The sequence below is a fragment of the Streptomyces sp. 11x1 genome (assembly GCF_032598905.1).
In the GTDB taxonomy this organism is placed as follows: domain Bacteria; phylum Actinomycetota; class Actinomycetes; order Streptomycetales; family Streptomycetaceae; genus Streptomyces.
Window position 1 is genome coordinate 2153608 of record NZ_CP122458.1, and the last position, 15504, is coordinate 2169111.

10 protein-coding genes are annotated in these 15504 nt (G+C 69.4%); 2 read left to right on the forward strand and 8 right to left on the reverse strand.

What is annotated here, in order from left to right:
- The first annotated feature begins 107 nt into the window (after nucleotides 1-107).
- Nucleotides 108-1073: an alpha/beta hydrolase gene (locus P8T65_RS09610; RefSeq protein ID WP_316725013.1), complete on the forward strand. Its 966-nt coding sequence runs from the start codon at nucleotides 108-110 to the stop codon at nucleotides 1071-1073.
- Nucleotides 1074-1097: 24 nt separating this feature from the next.
- On the opposite strand, the gene fxsT is transcribed toward P8T65_RS09610, so the two are convergent.
- The 8 genes from fxsT to P8T65_RS09650 form a co-directional block, all read right to left on the reverse strand.
- The gene (fxsT, locus tag P8T65_RS09615) at nucleotides 1098-5087 is read right to left on the reverse strand and encodes an FxSxx-COOH system tetratricopeptide repeat protein (RefSeq protein WP_316725014.1); all 3990 of its coding nucleotides are present in this window, start codon (nucleotides 5085-5087) and stop codon (nucleotides 1098-1100) included.
- Nucleotides 5084-6337 carry an FxsC protein gene (fsxC, locus tag P8T65_RS09620; RefSeq protein WP_316725015.1) on the reverse strand — a complete coding sequence of 418 codons (1254 nt, stop codon included), beginning with the start codon at nucleotides 6335-6337 and terminating at the stop codon, nucleotides 5084-5086. Before fsxC ends, fxsT begins: the two co-directional genes overlap by 4 nt.
- A 4-nt stretch (nucleotides 6338-6341) precedes the next feature.
- A complete protein-coding gene (locus P8T65_RS09625) occupies nucleotides 6342-6998 on the reverse strand; it encodes a TIR-like protein FxsC (protein WP_184900894.1) in 657 nt (218 codons plus the stop codon).
- Nucleotides 6999-7179: 181 nt separating this feature from the next.
- Nucleotides 7180-9708, reverse strand: coding sequence for an FxsB family cyclophane-forming radical SAM/SPASM peptide maturase (locus tag P8T65_RS09630; protein WP_316725016.1), 2529 nt, complete (start codon nucleotides 9706-9708; stop codon nucleotides 7180-7182).
- Nucleotides 9709-9741: 33 nt separating this feature from the next.
- Nucleotides 9742-9897: an FxSxx-COOH cyclophane-containing RiPP peptide gene (gene fxsA / locus P8T65_RS09635; protein WP_005482117.1), complete on the reverse strand. Its 156-nt coding sequence runs from the start codon at nucleotides 9895-9897 to the stop codon at nucleotides 9742-9744.
- A gap of 198 nt (nucleotides 9898-10095) precedes the next feature.
- On the reverse strand, nucleotides 10096-10995 hold the full coding sequence (locus tag P8T65_RS09640) for an ATP-binding cassette domain-containing protein (RefSeq protein WP_316725017.1): 900 nt from the start codon (nucleotides 10993-10995) through the stop codon (nucleotides 10096-10098).
- 8 nt (nucleotides 10996-11003) lie between these two features.
- Entirely contained in the window at nucleotides 11004-12080 is a 1077-nt protein-coding gene (locus P8T65_RS09645; RefSeq protein ID WP_316725018.1) for an ABC transporter permease, read from the reverse strand.
- Nucleotides 12081-12087: 7 nt separating this feature from the next.
- Nucleotides 12088-13104 (reverse strand): sugar ABC transporter substrate-binding protein, encoded by a 1017-nt coding sequence (locus P8T65_RS09650; RefSeq protein WP_184900886.1) that lies wholly within the window; start codon nucleotides 13102-13104, stop codon nucleotides 12088-12090.
- A 481-nt stretch (nucleotides 13105-13585) separates the two neighbouring features.
- Here P8T65_RS09650 and iolD point away from each other — a divergent pair, with 481 nt between their 5' ends.
- Entirely contained in the window at nucleotides 13586-15463 is a 1878-nt protein-coding gene (gene iolD, locus P8T65_RS09655) for a 3D-(3,5/4)-trihydroxycyclohexane-1,2-dione acylhydrolase (decyclizing) (RefSeq protein WP_316725019.1), read from the forward strand.
- Nucleotides 15464-15504 lie beyond the last annotated feature (41 nt).

The window sequence follows — 15504 nt, forward strand, 5'->3', positions numbered from 1 at the left end:
ACATGAAGCCAGAACGGCTGAGCAGCTACTAGGAGCGGGGCTTCCCATGCGTAATGCTGGGAGGTCCCGCGCTTCACTCCACAGCCGCTGGCACGGGAGGGCATCGGGTGGTCAAGACAGTGAAGTCGCTGTTCGGCGAACGGACGATCGCCTTCGAGACCTGGGGCGATCCGGACGCACACCCGGTGTTTCTGCTGCACGGAACTCCCGGAAGCCGACTCGGGCCCCGACTGCGCACCTTCGACCTGCACAAGCTCGGGGTGCGCCTCATCGCGTACGACCGACCGGGGTACGGCGGTTCCGACCGTCATGAGCATCGCAGAGTGGTCCACGCCGCCGAGGACGTCGCGGCGATCGCCGAGAAACTGGATCTCAAGAAGTACTCGGTGGTGGGTAGATCGGGCGGCGCTCCCCACGCCCTGGCCTGCGCGGCCCGGAACATCGGCAGCCAGGTGGCGAGTGTCGCCGCGTTGGTCTCGCTCGCTCCGCCGAAGCCCGACAACGAGGACGACAGCCCGGGTGACGCTGCCACCGACGGACTCGACTGGCCCGAGTGGCACAGGGACATGTCCGAGTCCAATGTGTCGACCTACGAGCTGCTGCGGCGCCACGCACCCGATGTGACCGAGCTGGGTGCACTGCTGGCCCGCAACGCCGAGACCATCCGGCGCGACCCCACCGTGTTCCTCGCCTCCCTCCGCGGCGAGATGCCGAGCGTGGACCGGGTGATCGTCGAGGACGCCGGGATCCGCCAGGCCCTCCTCAGGAACTACCTGTCGGCGGTGGGCGAGGGGGAGGCTGTCGACCCCCGCGCGCCGATGGGCTGGGTGGACGACCTGGTCGCGTTCCAGCGGCCCTGGGGCTTCGATCTCAAGGACATCGACCGTTCCGTGCCCGTGATGCTGTGGCACGGCGAACACGACGTCTTCGCCCCCGTCGCCCATTTCCACTGGCTGGCCAAGAAGATCCCCTCGGCCACGCCCAAGTTGCAGCCCTCCGCGGCGCACTTCGCGGCGCTGCCCGCCCTGCCCCAGGTGCTGGCCTGGGCCCGGGACGAGGCCGGGCCCTCCTAGGGCCTGTCGCGCCCGCCCCGCGGGTCAGATCGGGTGCGGCTCCAGGTCGAGACAGCTGAGTTTCCAGTCCTTCAGGGCCACCACCCGGGGGTGATCCCTGCCGATGCGCTTGCTGAGCGCGGCCAGCGCGTCGTGATGGGTGGTGCGGGCCTTCTCCGCCTGGCCCAGATGGCTGAGGACGACGGCGAGGTTCCCGGCACAGGTCAAGGTCGACGGGTGCAGCGGGTCGAGAACCTCCTTGAGCATCTCGAACGACGCGACGCTGATCCCGCGGGCCTCGTCCCAGCGGCCGAGCGCCGCCTCGGCGACGGCCAGGTTCGCGTGGCAGATGAGCGCGAACGGGTGGTCCGCGCCGTTGAGTTCGGTGAACCTGGACTGGGCCGCGCGGAGCAACTCCCGTGCCTCGGTGGCGGCTTCCGGGTGGATGGACCCGATGTCGTGGAGGAGCAGCACCGCGTGGTTGACCGAGCAGGCCACCGTGTGGGAATGGCCTTCCCCCAGCTTGTCCCTCAGGTTCTCCTGGACCCTGCGGATCAGGTCGAGTCCTTCGTCGACCCGGCCCTGGGCGGCCATGTCACCGGCCAGGCTCATCTCCAGCAGCAGTTCCTCCGAGGTCGACTTCTCACCGTCCGGCGTGCTTCTGAGCACGTGCCGTACGAGCTCCTCGGCCTCCGCCGCCCGGCCCGCCCTGCGCAGGGAACCGGCCAGCCCCTTGGCCGTGTTCAGCACGGTCGGAGAGCCCTGGGTGAGACGGGGATTGCGCAGACAGCGCTCGTAGGCGCGCCTGAGCAGCGCGACGGACTCGTCGTAGTCACCGCAGTCACGCAGGTCACGGCCGAGGTTCACCGCCGACTCGATGGTCAGAGGGTGGTCGTGGAGCTGGATCGCCTCGCGGAGTTCCAGTGTTCTGCGGTCGAGATCGCGGGCCCGGTAGTAGTTGCCGGAGAGCCGCAGGGCGACGGCGAGGTTGTTGGCCGCGCTGAGCGTGCGCGCGTTGTCCTCGCCGTAGTTCTGGTCGTATCTGCGGTAGGTCTCCTCGTCGTACTGCAGGGCCTCGGTCAGGCGGCCCAGGCCGCGCAGGTCGGCGGCGATGCTGCTGGTGGTCATCAGGATGTGCTGGTCGTCGATGTCGTCCAGCACCTCCAGCTGCCGCTCCAGCACCTCCTGGTCCAGGGCGAGGGACTCCTCGTACTTGCCCTGGGCGCGCAGGATGTTGGCGACCTGGAAGCGCATGTGCAGCGTCCAGCGTTCGTCGGGCGACTCCTCCGCCGACCAGGCGGCCACCCGCCGCAGGCTGTAGTCCATGGCCTGACTCAGCTCGCCCCGGCGGCGCAGCTGACGGACCCGGTCCACATAGAGTTCCTTGATGCCCTCGTCGGGGGCCATCTCGGCCCAGGGGGTGCCGAGGTGGGGCCAGATGATGCGGTACTTCTCCCAGGTGTTGGGGTTCTCCGGGTCGTCCCCGCTCGGCCGGGCGGCGATCAGTGAGCGGTAGACGACCTCCTGTGCCGCGTCGCGCTCCTCGGCGGTCATCGCCTCCCGCATCGCGCTCTGCATCATCCGGTGCACCGTCACGCTCCGGGCCTTGCGGTCCAGCGTGACCAGGGAGAACTTGCTGAGTTCCTTGTAGGCGCGGGAGACCGTGCGCACCCCGCCCAGGGCGCGGGAGACCTCGTAGCCCTCCAGGAGATCCATGGAGATCTCCTCGGGGCTGTAGTACGAGCAGATCTGCAGCAGCTTCACCGCCGGCGGGAAGCTCTCCCGCAGCTGCCTCAGGCCGAACTCCCAGGTGTTGGTACCGGACTTGACGACCGCGCCCACCGAGTTGTCGTCGGGGGCTCCGGTGGCCTGCGGCTGGAGCTTCTTGATGTAGTCGCGTACGTCGGCCCGGGTCTGCTCGATGAAGGCCGCGGCCCGTTCGATCGCGATCGGCAGGTCGCCCAGGGCCTCCGCGATCTGGTCGGCCTCCGTCCAGCCGCAGTCGGGCAGCCGGCTGTGCAGGTGGGCGATGCTCTCGTTCCGCTCGAACACCGGGATGTCCACGGTTTCCACGAACCGTCCCCAGCCCTCGGCGCGCTGACTGGTGACCAGGATGTGGCCTCTGCGGCCGTCCATCATGTACTCGGGCAGGTGGTCCGCCTCCGGGACGTTGTCCAGGATCAGCAGCCAACTGTCGTACCGGTCACCGTGGTTGAGGGCCTCGTACACCATCTTGGCCGTGTCGGTGGGGTTGGTACGCGCGGGCAGGCCCAGCGCCTCGGCCATGCCCGCGTACTGCTCGACGGCCAGGATCTTCTGCTCGGCCTGGATGTGCCAGACCACGTCGTAGTCGCTCTTGTAGCGCTTGGCGAACTCCTCGGCCAGCAGGGTCTTCCCCACCCCGCCCATGCCCTTCAGCACCAGCGCCCGGGTGTCGCCCTTCCAGAGCTTCTCCCGGATGCTCTCCAGGATTTCCGTACGACCCGTGAAGGACGACGTGCGCAGCGGGACGCCGAAGACCGAGGGCTCGGTCTTCGGGAAGCGGGGCAGTTTCGGCTCGTCGCCGGTGAAGTGGCTGCGTGACAGGGAATCGGCGCTCCGGCCGAACCAGGTCAGCAGAGCGTCACGACCCTCCTCACCGTCCTCGCAGCCCGTCATGTCGGCGAGCTGCTCCGTGAAGGGGGCCTCCAGGGACACCTGGTCGTCGACCTGCATCGAGACCAGCTGGTGCGCCCGCCGGTCGCTCTCCGCGTAGACCGCCTCCCAGGTGGTGCGGAAACGGGACGACCTGAGATAGGCCTCGGAGAAGATGACCAGGGTGTGCGAGGCCGACTCGACGCCCCGTTCGATCTCCTCCCGCACCTGTGAGCTCTCCGTGGTGCCTTCCTGCGCCAGGTGGACCTTGAAGCCCGCCTGCTCCAGCACGGCACCCGCCCAGTTGGCCCAACTGCGGTCCTGCGGGACGAAGCTGACGTACACGTCGGAGATCCGCGGCGGGCGGTGGCGGGTGTACCGGTCGAGGGTCTTGTGGCGCAGCGACTCGTCGATGCGGGGCATCGACTCGACCTGGCCGTCGGTGATGACCTCGGTGAGTCTCTCGTAGGCCGCGAGCAGGCTCTTGGGGTCCCCAGGCTTCTCCCTGAACGGGGCGAGGGTCTCCTCGTAGGAGTAGATGGGCCGGTAGGGGATCTCCACGCTCCCCCAGTAGCTCTCCGGGTCCCGGTCGGGGATGTGCTTGCGCACGATGCGGTCGAAGCGGTACTGGATCTGTCCCCGGGCGGCGTCGAGCCGGTCGGCCTCGGCGTTCTCCACCCGCATGGGGACGGGCAGGATGCGGATGTCCCGGTTGCCGTACAGCATTCCGTCGATGCGCTCGGCGACCCCGGCGGCGCCCTCGATGCTCTGGCTGCTCGGGGTGAAGCAGGTGACCACGGTGTGCGGCAGATTGACCGTGCAGATGTCGGAGATGTCGTTGAGTCCGGTGCGGCTGTCGATCAGGACGTAGTCGAAGTTCTCGACGAACTCGCGCTTGAGCCCCTCCAGGAACCTGGTGGCCAGGGGCCCGTCCATGAAGTCCTTCCAGTCGAACTGGGAGAACGCCGAGAGATAGCCCTTGTTCTTGGTGCCCGCCGGCATGTAGTAGAGCTGACCGCCCGAGGGGAAGTTCCAGTCGACCTGGATGAGGCAGCTGTTGAGGGTGATCCCGTCGGCCGTCTCCAGGTCGGACGCGCTCGCGTAGTCGGAACCCAGCTCGAACTGCGGGAAGGTCTCGCCCCTGCTCTGCATCGAGCGCGCGAACTGGGTGGATCTGCTGACCAGTTCGAGCACACCCGGCGTGGTCCGCAGCTGACTGTCGCTCAGGAAGGGGTGCAGGAAACGGTCCAGACCGGGGGCGTCGAGGTCCCAGTCGACCACCAGGACGCGATTGCCCGCCGAGGAGAGGATCCAGGCCGTGTTGGCGAGCGCCATCGTCCGCCCCGTACCGCCCTTGTACGAGTAGAACGTGATGATCCTGCGCGCGTCCTCGCCGGTCATGGCCTGCCCTCCACGCGACTGTCACCCCGGGGTAATTGTGAGTGAATGTACCGCAAGTACCGGATCTTGGTTGCCTCGGCCAGTTCGCCGAACCACCGGGTGAAGACATCCGCCCCGGCCAGCCCCCGTACGGCTTCCTGCTCCCCCACCCGGCCCTCGCTGATGAACCGGGGGAAGTTGGCCGCCAGCAGCCCACGCAGCCGGTCGGACTGCTCCTTCGTCTGGAGGTCGTCCCCCGCCAGAGTACTCAGCACCGCTGTCCACGGACGCCGGGCCCGGTCGAACTCCCTTGCCTCGCGAGCCATTTGGGAGTTCTCCAACGCCCAGGGGTCCACCACCAGGATCCATGGGGCGGTGGGGAGTTCGGTGTCCTGAAGCTCCGTCTGGAACTTGTCGAAGGGCTTCACGGTGGGCTCGAAGCCCAGGTTGCGGGCCAGCGCCTCCAGCAGTTCGACCAGAGGTCCCACGGCCGGGCCGTAGGGGCGCCAGTCGTCCACCCGCGGACCGTAGCGCGTGCTGTCGCGGCCGACCGGTAGTCCCTCCTCGGCCGGGGCGAGCACGGTGATGTGCAGCGGAGAGGCGAAGGGCGGATCGGCGAACGCGTCGTCCAGGCCCGCCAGCGTCTCCGGCTGCGGCGCCCTCCCCGCGCCGCCCGCCGGCCGCGGCCGGGTGGGCCCCGTGGCCGCCAGGTCGACGATGCGCTGGGCCAGCCAGTCGGTCACCTGGGCGACCTGGGCGGAGACCCGGTCCGCCGCGCCCTCGTCCTCCGGGTCCGGCCGCTCGGACAGCTCGAGCACCTGGTGGAGCAGCTGGTGCAGCCCCATGGACTCGTAGTTCTCGGCTGCCTCGCCGATGCCGTCCGGCACCTGCGGGTACTGCTCCTTGACCTTCTTCGGCAGCGACGTGGGCGAGTACGGCGTCCACAGCACCGGCACGATGCTCGGCCGGCCCTCCGGGGTGGCCCCCTGGGTGACGGCGGTCCACTGCCGGCCGCACTGGGGATTGCTGAAGTACCTCTTGGAGTACAGCGGAACGAAGACCTGGCAGTCGAGAAGCGCCTGGACCGACTTCTCCCCCGGCGTCCCCGGCCGTTCTACGAAACCGGCCTCCTCCCGCGTCACTCTCGCGCGCCGCGCCACTTTGCCGCACAGTTCGTCGAAGAACTGGAAGACCAGACGATTCGGATCCTGTGAGGCGTCCCGGTGTCGGGGAACAGGAACCCGCGCATAGCTCATGAAGAACATCGGCATCCTGCTACTCCCCCTCGAAGACGTTCCGGAGGTCTTTGAACAGCTCCGTGTCGCACGGTTCCAGGCTGGTCTGCTGGGCCACCTTGACGATCATCTGGGCGAGCGCCCACACAGAACTGCGGTACTTGGCGTGGCGGCCCGCCTGCTTCAGTCCGTAGAGGCCCGACTGCAGGTAGTCCTTACCCAGAACGGGGTGGGCGTACTGCACCTTCGCCGCGACCGGCGGCAGTGTCAGATGCTGCTGTCCCACCCAGAGGACGGGAATGATCGCGTTGCCCGTGTACGGCCGGGTCCGAAGCTGTTCCTCCTGACGCCGGGCGAAGGCGTCCCATTCCTTTCCGCACCATTCCCTCTTGAAGTACCGACTGGTGTAGATGGGCACGAAGACCCGGCAGGTGGCCAGGGCGTGTTTGAGTCTGCTCTGCCAGTCCTCGCCGAGATCGATGCTCTGGTCGAGGAATCCCGGCGATTCCTCGCCATCGTGATCCGTCAGCTGCATGATGTCGCTGCATAAGTGGGCGTGAAACTGCTCCAGAGCCATGTCCGACGGGTCTTTCTTCGCCCTCGTGCCCGTTATCGGCAACCGTGCGTAACTCATGAAGAACACGTACGGATCGGAGGAATCCGACGCCGGTGTCACCTGAGAAGCCGGATGAATCATGGACTCGCCTTTCCCCTCCCCCGTCGCCCACCTCGGGTCTCCCCGCCCCGAGCATCACAGCTGAATCTCCTCCAGGATCCATTGGAACGCGAAACCCGCTGTGGGTGCCAGGGGTCGGCCCGAGCAAGTTGTACCGGACACCCGTGCCAAACCCGTGCCGAAAAGGGGAGTTGACCGGAGGTCAGACGGCGATCGGGCCGGATTCGGCCACTCCGCCCAAGCTCTCGGCCTCGCCCCGGAGCCCACGCACGAACCGGTGTCCCAGGGCGGTCAGGGAGCCGGTTCCGGCCACCGTGTCGAGGGCGTCCAGTACCGCCGTGCGCCACTTGTCCGCCTCGACGCGGGAGCGTTCGTACAGGGCCGGGCCGACCCCGGCCACACCGCGGCGGACCCTGAGCCGCCAGATGTCGGCGACCGCGAGGTGGGCATACGCGCCCTGCACGATGGCGTCGAGGGGCCGGGCGTCGGGACGCCACAGCACGCGGTAGCGGCGGTCGTCGAGACCGTCGAGCAGGTCGAACATGTCGAGCATCGCGCCCAGTTTGACGTGCTGGTACTCGTGGACGATCAGCATGGCCAGATCCTCGGCCGAACGGGGCAGCGCGATGCCGACCGCCCCGAAGGCGTGCCGGGAGGTGGCGCTGACGTCGTCACCGGACGCGGCCGGCACGAGCGGGGTCACCGTGGTCAGCCCGGCGGCTATCCCCTGCGCGTACTCGGGGTACTCGGTCCTGATCAACTGCCAGGCCTCCCCGAACATCGTCTCCCACCGTCGGAATTCGGCCTCGGACAGCCGGGGCAGGGGCTTGTAGCCGTAGCAGTCACGGGAGGGGTCGAGGTCGTCGAGGGCCACTTCCAGTCCGTCGGCGGACAGATGGCGCAGGGGCTGCCAGCGCATCCCGTCGGGGGGCAGTTCCTGGCCCAGGGTCCGTCCTTCGACGGTGAGCGCGGTGTCGGCGGCCGTCACGGTGAGCGTTCCGGAGGGGCGACGACGACTGTCGGCACCCAGCGACAGCCGCCCCAGCCCCGGGAGATGGATCGCCGACCCCTCGGGCTCGTGCCGCAGCGGGACGGACAGGGTCAGCCGACCGCCGGCGCGCGCGACGGCCGACAGCGCGGCCTCCGCCGGCCGCCCCTCGGCCCGCCGACGCACCGGCTGCCCGCACGCGAGGGCCCACACGCGCAGGTACGGGTCGGCCAGCAGGACGTCCAGCGCGGCTGCGGGCAGGGCCAGGATCGCCTCCCAGCCGGGTCCCGAGTCGACCGGATCGCCGATTCCCGGGCCCGCACCCGCACCCGCAGCCATGCCTGCGGTCCCGTCCACACCCGCAACCACGCCCGCATCCGCCGGAGTCGGCCCGGCGGTCAGTCCCGGGCGGGAGCGGGTGCCGGGGGCCGGCCCTCGGCCGGGAGCCATGGCCCGGCCCGGATCCGGACCCTGGGTGTCCGCGCGGCGGGCCGCCGCCAGCAGTGCCCTGCGCTGGCTGTTCTGGGCCGCCGCCAGGGAGCGGACGGCCGCCGCGCCGCCGTATCCGGCGGCCAGTTCGTCGAAGTGGGTCCAGGACAGGCCGTGCCAGCCGTGGCGGACGTCGGCGTCGTTGCGCTCCGTGGCCTGGACGTACTCGATGATCTTCAGCAGGTCGGCGCAGTAGACGGAGGGGTTGTCGAACCCGTTGGAGGCGCGGTGGCGGTGTCCGTAGAGGCCGCCGCCGCAGACCGAGACGACGGGGCAGGCGCGGCACTGTGCGCTCAGTCCGTCCAGCCCGGCGCGGCGGGCCTGGATGCCCCGGTGCTCGGCGGCCTCCTCCAAGCGGTGGGTGGCGAGGTGCATGCCGGTCGCCGGGGCTCCCGGGTAGGCCGTCTTCAGCCAGTCCGCCTGTTCGAGGGCACCGTCGGTCTCGATCACGAGCAGGTCCGAACTGCCCAGTCCCAGTGCCTCGGTGAGGCTGCCACGGCCCCGGGTCAGCCGGCCGATGGACTCGAACATGCGGATGCGCATCGGCATGCCGTCGGCGATCCACCGCTTGTGCACGGCGATCAGCCAGTCCGCGTAGTCGGTCTCGCCGCCGGGGCGGGGTGGCGGGAACTCCCAGGTGGCGTGCGGCAGCAGGAAGTCCACAGCCGGCGGGCGGAGTTCGGCCAGCGCCCGGTACACCTCCACCGGGTCGTTCTCGACGTCGATGGTGCAGAGCAGTCCGCCGAAGGCTGCTCGGTGGGGCGGTGTGCCGAGGAGACGTACGGCGCGGACCGCATCACGGTAGGAGCCGGAGCCGTCCCGTCTGATCCGGTGGCGGTCGTTGGACGCCTCGTCGCCGTCGAGCGAGATGCTGGTGACGATGGACTCGTCGACGAGCATCGCGCAGAACTCGTCGTCCAGGCGGAGGCCGTTGGTCTGCATGCGCAGGTCGAGTTCGGCCACGCCGTGCAGCGCCGAGCGGAGCGAGCGGGCGAAGCCGCGCAGTCGTTCCCGGCCGGCGAGCAGGGGCTCACCGCCGTGCAGGACGACGTGCACCCGGGTGAGCCGGTGCGCGGCCGCGTGCTCGGCGATCCGCCCGGCCACATGACGGAACGTTTCGTCGGACATCGTCACCGGACGCCCGCGCCAGCTCTGGTCGGCGTGCTGGTAGACGTAGCAGTGGTCACAGGCCAGATCGCAACGGCTGTGCACCTTGATCACAAACTGGCGGAAGGGCCGCGCCGCCACCGTCACCGGTACGATCCCTCGTCGTTCCGGCCAGGCCGGTCAGAGCGACGACTGGAAGGCGGCCACCGGCTCTCCGCCACCTGCGAGCATCCTTGCCATGGCGGACTCCTGCGCGGACTCGGGCACCTCGTCCAGTGAGGTGTCGTGCAGGTCCCTGACCACGCTCGTGGCGAAGGGCTGCTCGTACCTGTCCATAGGCGTCGTCTCCTCGGGCGTACGGCTCCGGGCGGCACACCTCATAGTGACGGCCCGGTAACCGAACAGCAAGGCGATCGCAAGCCAAGTCCGCTGACCGGCGGGAAGTCGTTCGCCGACCGGCGAGGGGGCCTTCGTGATGAGAGGCGCCCTCGCCATGTCGTCGGCCGCGTGGCCGCTCACGAGGAGCGGCCGGGGTCAGGCAGCCCCGTCCTTCGAGGAGCCCGCGGGTGCGGTGAGATCGTCCTCCTCGGGAAGCTCTTCGACGTCGACGCCGCGGACTTGGGCCAACTCGTGCTTGAGCGCGGCCAGTTCGGTGCCGCCCGCCATGTGGTTGGTGAGTTCCTCCAGGCTGACCCGGTCGCGGGGGGCGCTCAGTTCGAGGGTGCCCAGGCGCAGGACGCTGAAGTGGTCGCCGACCATGTAGGCGTGGTGGGGGTTGTGGGTGATGAAGATGACGCCGAGGCCGCGGTCGCGGGCGGCGGCGATGTACTTCAGCACCACACCGGACTGCTTGACCCCGAGCGCGGCGGTGGGCTCGTCCAGGATGAGGACGCGGGCACCGAAGTAGACGGCGCGGGCGATGGCCACGCACTGGCGCTGACCGCCGGAGAGGGTGCCGATGGGCTGGTCGAGGTCGTCCAGGACTATGCCCATGTTCCGCAGTTCCTCGTCCGCGGTCTTCTTCATCTTCTCGATGTCGAGGCGGCGGATCGGCCAGGGGCCCTTGGTGAACTCGGAGCCGAGGAAGAAGTTGCGCCAGACCGGCATCAGGGGCACGGTCGCCAGGTCCTGGTAGACGGTGGCGATGCCGGCGTCCAGGGCCTCGCGCGGGGTGGTGAACCGCACCGGGTTCCCGTCGACGAGGACCTCGCCCTCGGTGTGCTGGTGCAGACCGGAGATGATCTTGATCAGGGTGGACTTGCCGGCACCGTTGTCGCCCAGGACGCAGGTGACGCGGCCGGGGTGGACGGCGAGGTTCACCCCGTGCAGGGCGCGGACGTTGCCGTAGGCCTTGCCGGTGTCGCGCAGTTCGACCACGGGCGACTGGTCGTCGGCCGCCGCTTCGGGGGTGCTGGTGGTGTTGCTGGTGGTCATGGGGTGGTTCACCTCCGGGTGGCCTGGGCGCGGACCCACAAGTTGACGAGGGCGGCGATCAGGAGCATCACGCCGAGGAAGGCCTTGAACCAGTCGGGGTTCCAGTTGGCGTAGACGATGCCCTGGTTGACCATGCCGAAGATGAAGGCGCCGATGACCGGGCCGATCGCGGAGCCGTAGCCGCCGGTCAGCAGGCAGCCGCCGATCACCGCGGCGATGATGTAGAGGAACTCGTTGCCCACGCCCTCGTTGGACTGCACCGTGTTGAACGAGAACAGCAGGTGCATGCCGACGAACCAGGCGCCCGCGCCCACGCCCATGAACAGGGCGACCTTGGTGAAGTTCACGGGCACGCCGACGGCCCGCGCACTGTCCTTGTTGCCGCCGACGGCGAAGATCCAGTTGCCGAACTTGGTGCGCAGCAGCAGCCAGGTCGCGATCGCGGCGAAGACCAGCCAGTAGAAGATCGTGATCTTGAAGTCGACGCCGCCGATGGAGATCTCGGAGGCGAAGACGCTCTTGGCCTGGTCGAAGCCGTCCATGTCGGCGATCGAGTCGGAGGCCACGTTGCCGGTGAAGATCTTCGTCACCGCGAGGTTGGAGCCCTGGAGGATCAGGAACGAGCCCAGGGTGACCAGGAAGCTCGGCAGGCCCGTCCTGATCAGCAGCCAGCCGTTGAACGCGCCGACTGCCAGGGAGACGACCAGGGCGACGAGCACGCCGGTCCACACGTTCACCGTCAGCTGGAAGCTCAGGATCGCCGCCGTCAGCGCGGAGGTCGTCACCGCGACACCGGCGGACAGGTCGAACTCGCCGCCGATCATCAGCAGCGCCACCGGCAGGGCCATGATGCCCATCACCGAGGCCTGGTACAGCACCGTCGCCAGCGAGCTCGCCTCACGGAAGGAGGGGGCGACGGCGAAGAAGAAGACGTAGACACCGATCGCGGCGATCAGCGCGCCGACCTCGGGGCGGGCCAGCAGACGCCGGCCCAGGGAACGCTGTGCGGTACGGCCGTCCTTCTGGGCGGCCGGCGGAGCCGGCGACGAGGAGGAACCCGTCGCCGGTGCCGTTGCTTGGGTCATGATCGGATCACCGGGTGCCCTTCGCGGCGAACTTGGCGATCTGGTCCACGTTGTCCTTGTCCACGAACGCCGGACCGGTCAGCACGGGAGCCTCGCCACCGCCGCTGTAGTTGCCGTTGTTCTTGTAGAGCCACAGCGAGTCCACGGCCAGGTAGCCCTGGAGGTAGGGCTGCTGGTCCACGGCGAACTCGATGTCACCCGCCTTGATCGCGTCCGTCAGCTCCTTGTTCAGGTCGAACGTCGCCACCTTTGCCTTGCTGCCCGCGTCGTCCACGGACTGCACGGAGGTCAGGGCGATCGGGGCGCCGAGCGTGACGACCTCGTCGATGGAGGTGTCCTGCTTGAGCTTCGCCGTGACGGTCGACTTCACCGACGGCATGTCCGTGCCGTTGACGTAGAGGTTCTCGGTCTTGCCCTTGAACGTCTTCTTCACGCCGGCGCAGCGCGCCTCCAGGGAGACATTGCCCTGCTCGTGGATGACGCAGACCGCGTGCTTCGCGCCGGTCTCGTTGAGCTTCTTGCCGAAGGCCTCGCCCGAGACCTGCTCGTCCTGACCGAAGAAGGAGAGCAGCCCCTGCTCCTGCCACACCTCCATACCGGAGTTGAGACCCACGACGGGGATTCCGGCCTTCTCCGCCTTGGCGATGACGTCCTTCATCGCATCCGGCTTGGCGAGGGTGACGGCGATGCCGTCGACCTTCTGGTCGATCGCGTTCTGCACGAGGTTGGCTTGGTTGGCCGCGTTCGGGTCGTTCGAGTAGACGAGCTTGACGTTGTCCTTGTCGGCGGCCGTCTGGGCACCCTTGCGGACGATGTCCCAGAAGGTGTCGCCCTGACCCGCGTGGGTCACCATCGCGACCGTCATCTGCGGAGTGTCGGCCTTGCCCGCGGCGGCGTTCGACCCGCCCTCCTCGGCCTCCTTGCCGCCGGAGTCGCTGGAGCAGCCGGCTATCAGCAGCGCGGAGGCCGCTGCCATGGCGAAGAAGGGGGCCACTCTGCGCGAGCGGGAGTACGTGCGGTCCATCTTTCCTGCACCTCACTGTGCGACAGGGGGAAAGGGAACGGGACAGCGTCGGGCGGATGCCCGCGCAGGCCCGGACGTTCGAAGTCCGGATCATTGTGCCGGTAGGCCGACTGCGCTGTTTCGTTGGGACGGGATACAAACCCCTGCCGGACCCCCCTGTCAAGACTTTGTTAAGACATCATTTCACGAGCAGGTCAGGATGTCAGTACAAAGCCTTGACAGGGGGTCGGTTCGGGTCCTAAACCTGGGATACATCCGGACCCGGGCGTGCGCACCCCCACGCGCGGCGGGTCTCCGCCGGCCCGCATCCCCCACCTGAGGAGCGACGCGCATGCCCGAGCCCGCCGAATCCCTCGATCCGATCACGACGGCCGTATCGGAATCGATCTCCATCCGTTGCAGACCGGCGTCCCCGTCGCGCGTGTCGAGCTGAGCCCACCCGTACGAAACCCCCACCACCACCCCAACCCGTGAGGTCCCGATGTCCCAGTCCCCCACCCGCCGGCTGACCGTCGCCCAGGCGCTGGTGCGGTTCCTGTCCGCGCAGTACACCGAGCGCGACGGTGTGCGCCACCGGCTGATCGCCGGAACCTGGGGCATCTTCGGCCACGGCAACGTCGCGGGCCTGGGTCAGGCGCTGCTCGAGGCCGGTGAGGAGACGATGCCGTTCCACCAGGGCCGCAACGAGCAGTCCATGGTGCACGCCGCCGTCGGGTACGCCCGCCAGCTGAACCGGCTCTCCGCGCAGGCGGTCACCACCTCCATCGGCCCCGGCGCCACCAACCTGGTCACCGGCGCCGCCCTCGCCACCATCAACCGGCTGCCCGTACTGCTGCTGCCCGGCGACTACTTCGCGACCCGCACCGCCGACCCGCTGCTCCAGCAGTTGGAGCACCCCACGGAGGCCGATGTCTCGGTCAACGACACCCTGCGCCCGGTCTCCCGGTACTTCGACCGGATCACCCGCCCCGAGGCGCTGATCCCGGCCGCCCTGAACGCCATGCGGGTGCTCGCCGACCCCGTCGACACCGGCGCCGTCACGCTCGCGCTGCCGCAGGACGTCCAGGCCGAGGCGTACGACTGGCCGGAGGAGTTCTTCGCCGACCGCGTGTGGAACGTACGCCGTCCCCTGCCCGACCCGGTCGAGCTGGCGGAGGCGGTGCGGGCGATCCGTGCCGCGCGACGGCCGCTGATCGTCGCGGGCGGCGGCGTCCACCACAGCGAGGCCGAGGAGGCGTTGAAGGCACTGGTCGACGCCACGGGCATCCCGGTCGCCTCCACCCAGGCGGGCAAGGGCTCGCTGCGCCACGACCACCCGGCCGATCTCGGCGGCATCGGCCACACCGGCACGGCGGTCTGCGACGACCTGGCCCGGACGGCCGACCTGATCGTCGGTGTCGGCACCCGGTACACGGACTTCACCACCGCCTCCCACACACTCTTCCAGGACCCGGACGTCCGTTTCGTCAACCTCAACATCGCCGCGTTCGACGCCCACAAGCTGGCCGCCCGGACGGTGGTCTGCGATGCGCGGGCGGGGCTCGCAGCGCTCACGGACGCGCTCGCCGGCCACCGGGTGGACGAGGCGTACGAGGCCGAGTACCGGGCCGGCAAGGAGCACTGGGAGCGGGTCGTCGAGGCCGCCTGCACCGCCGCCGACGAGCACGCCGTGCCCACCCAGACCCAGGTGCTCGGCGCCCTGGACTCGGTCGTCGGCGACGAGGACGTGGTCATCAACGCGGCCGGCTCGCTCCCCGGCGACCTGCACAAGCTGTGGCGGGCCCGGGGCCCCCGCCAGTACCACCTGGAGTACGGCTACTCCTGCATGGGCTACGAGATCCCCGCCGGGATCGGCGTCCAGCAGGCGGCACCCGGCACGGCCGTCTGGTCGCTGGTCGGGGACGGCACCTATCTGATGATGCCCACGGAGATCGTCACGGCCGTCCAGGAGGGCCTGCCGGTCAATCTGGTCCTCGTCCAGAACCACGGCTACGCCTCCATCGGCGGCCTCTCCGAGTCGGTCGGCGGCGAGCGCTTCGGCACCGCCTACCGCTACCGCGCCGCCGACGGCACATTCTCCGGCCCCCCGCTCCCGGTGGACCTCGCCGCCAACGCGGCCAGCCTCGGCATGGACGTCATCCGCGCCAAGACCGTCAAGGAGCTGCGCGACGCGCTGGCGGCGGCCCGCGCCTCGGACCGGCCCACCTGTGTGTACGTCGAGACCGACCCGACGCCCACGGCTCCCCCGGCCGAGGCCTGGTGGGACGTCCCGGTCGCGGAGACCGCCTCGCGGCCCGCGGCCGTGGAGGCGCGCACCACCTACGACCGCGAGGTGGCCCAGCGGCGCCGCCACCTCTGACGGAGCGCCGCCCTCCGGGGCGGCTTCTCCCCAGCCGCATC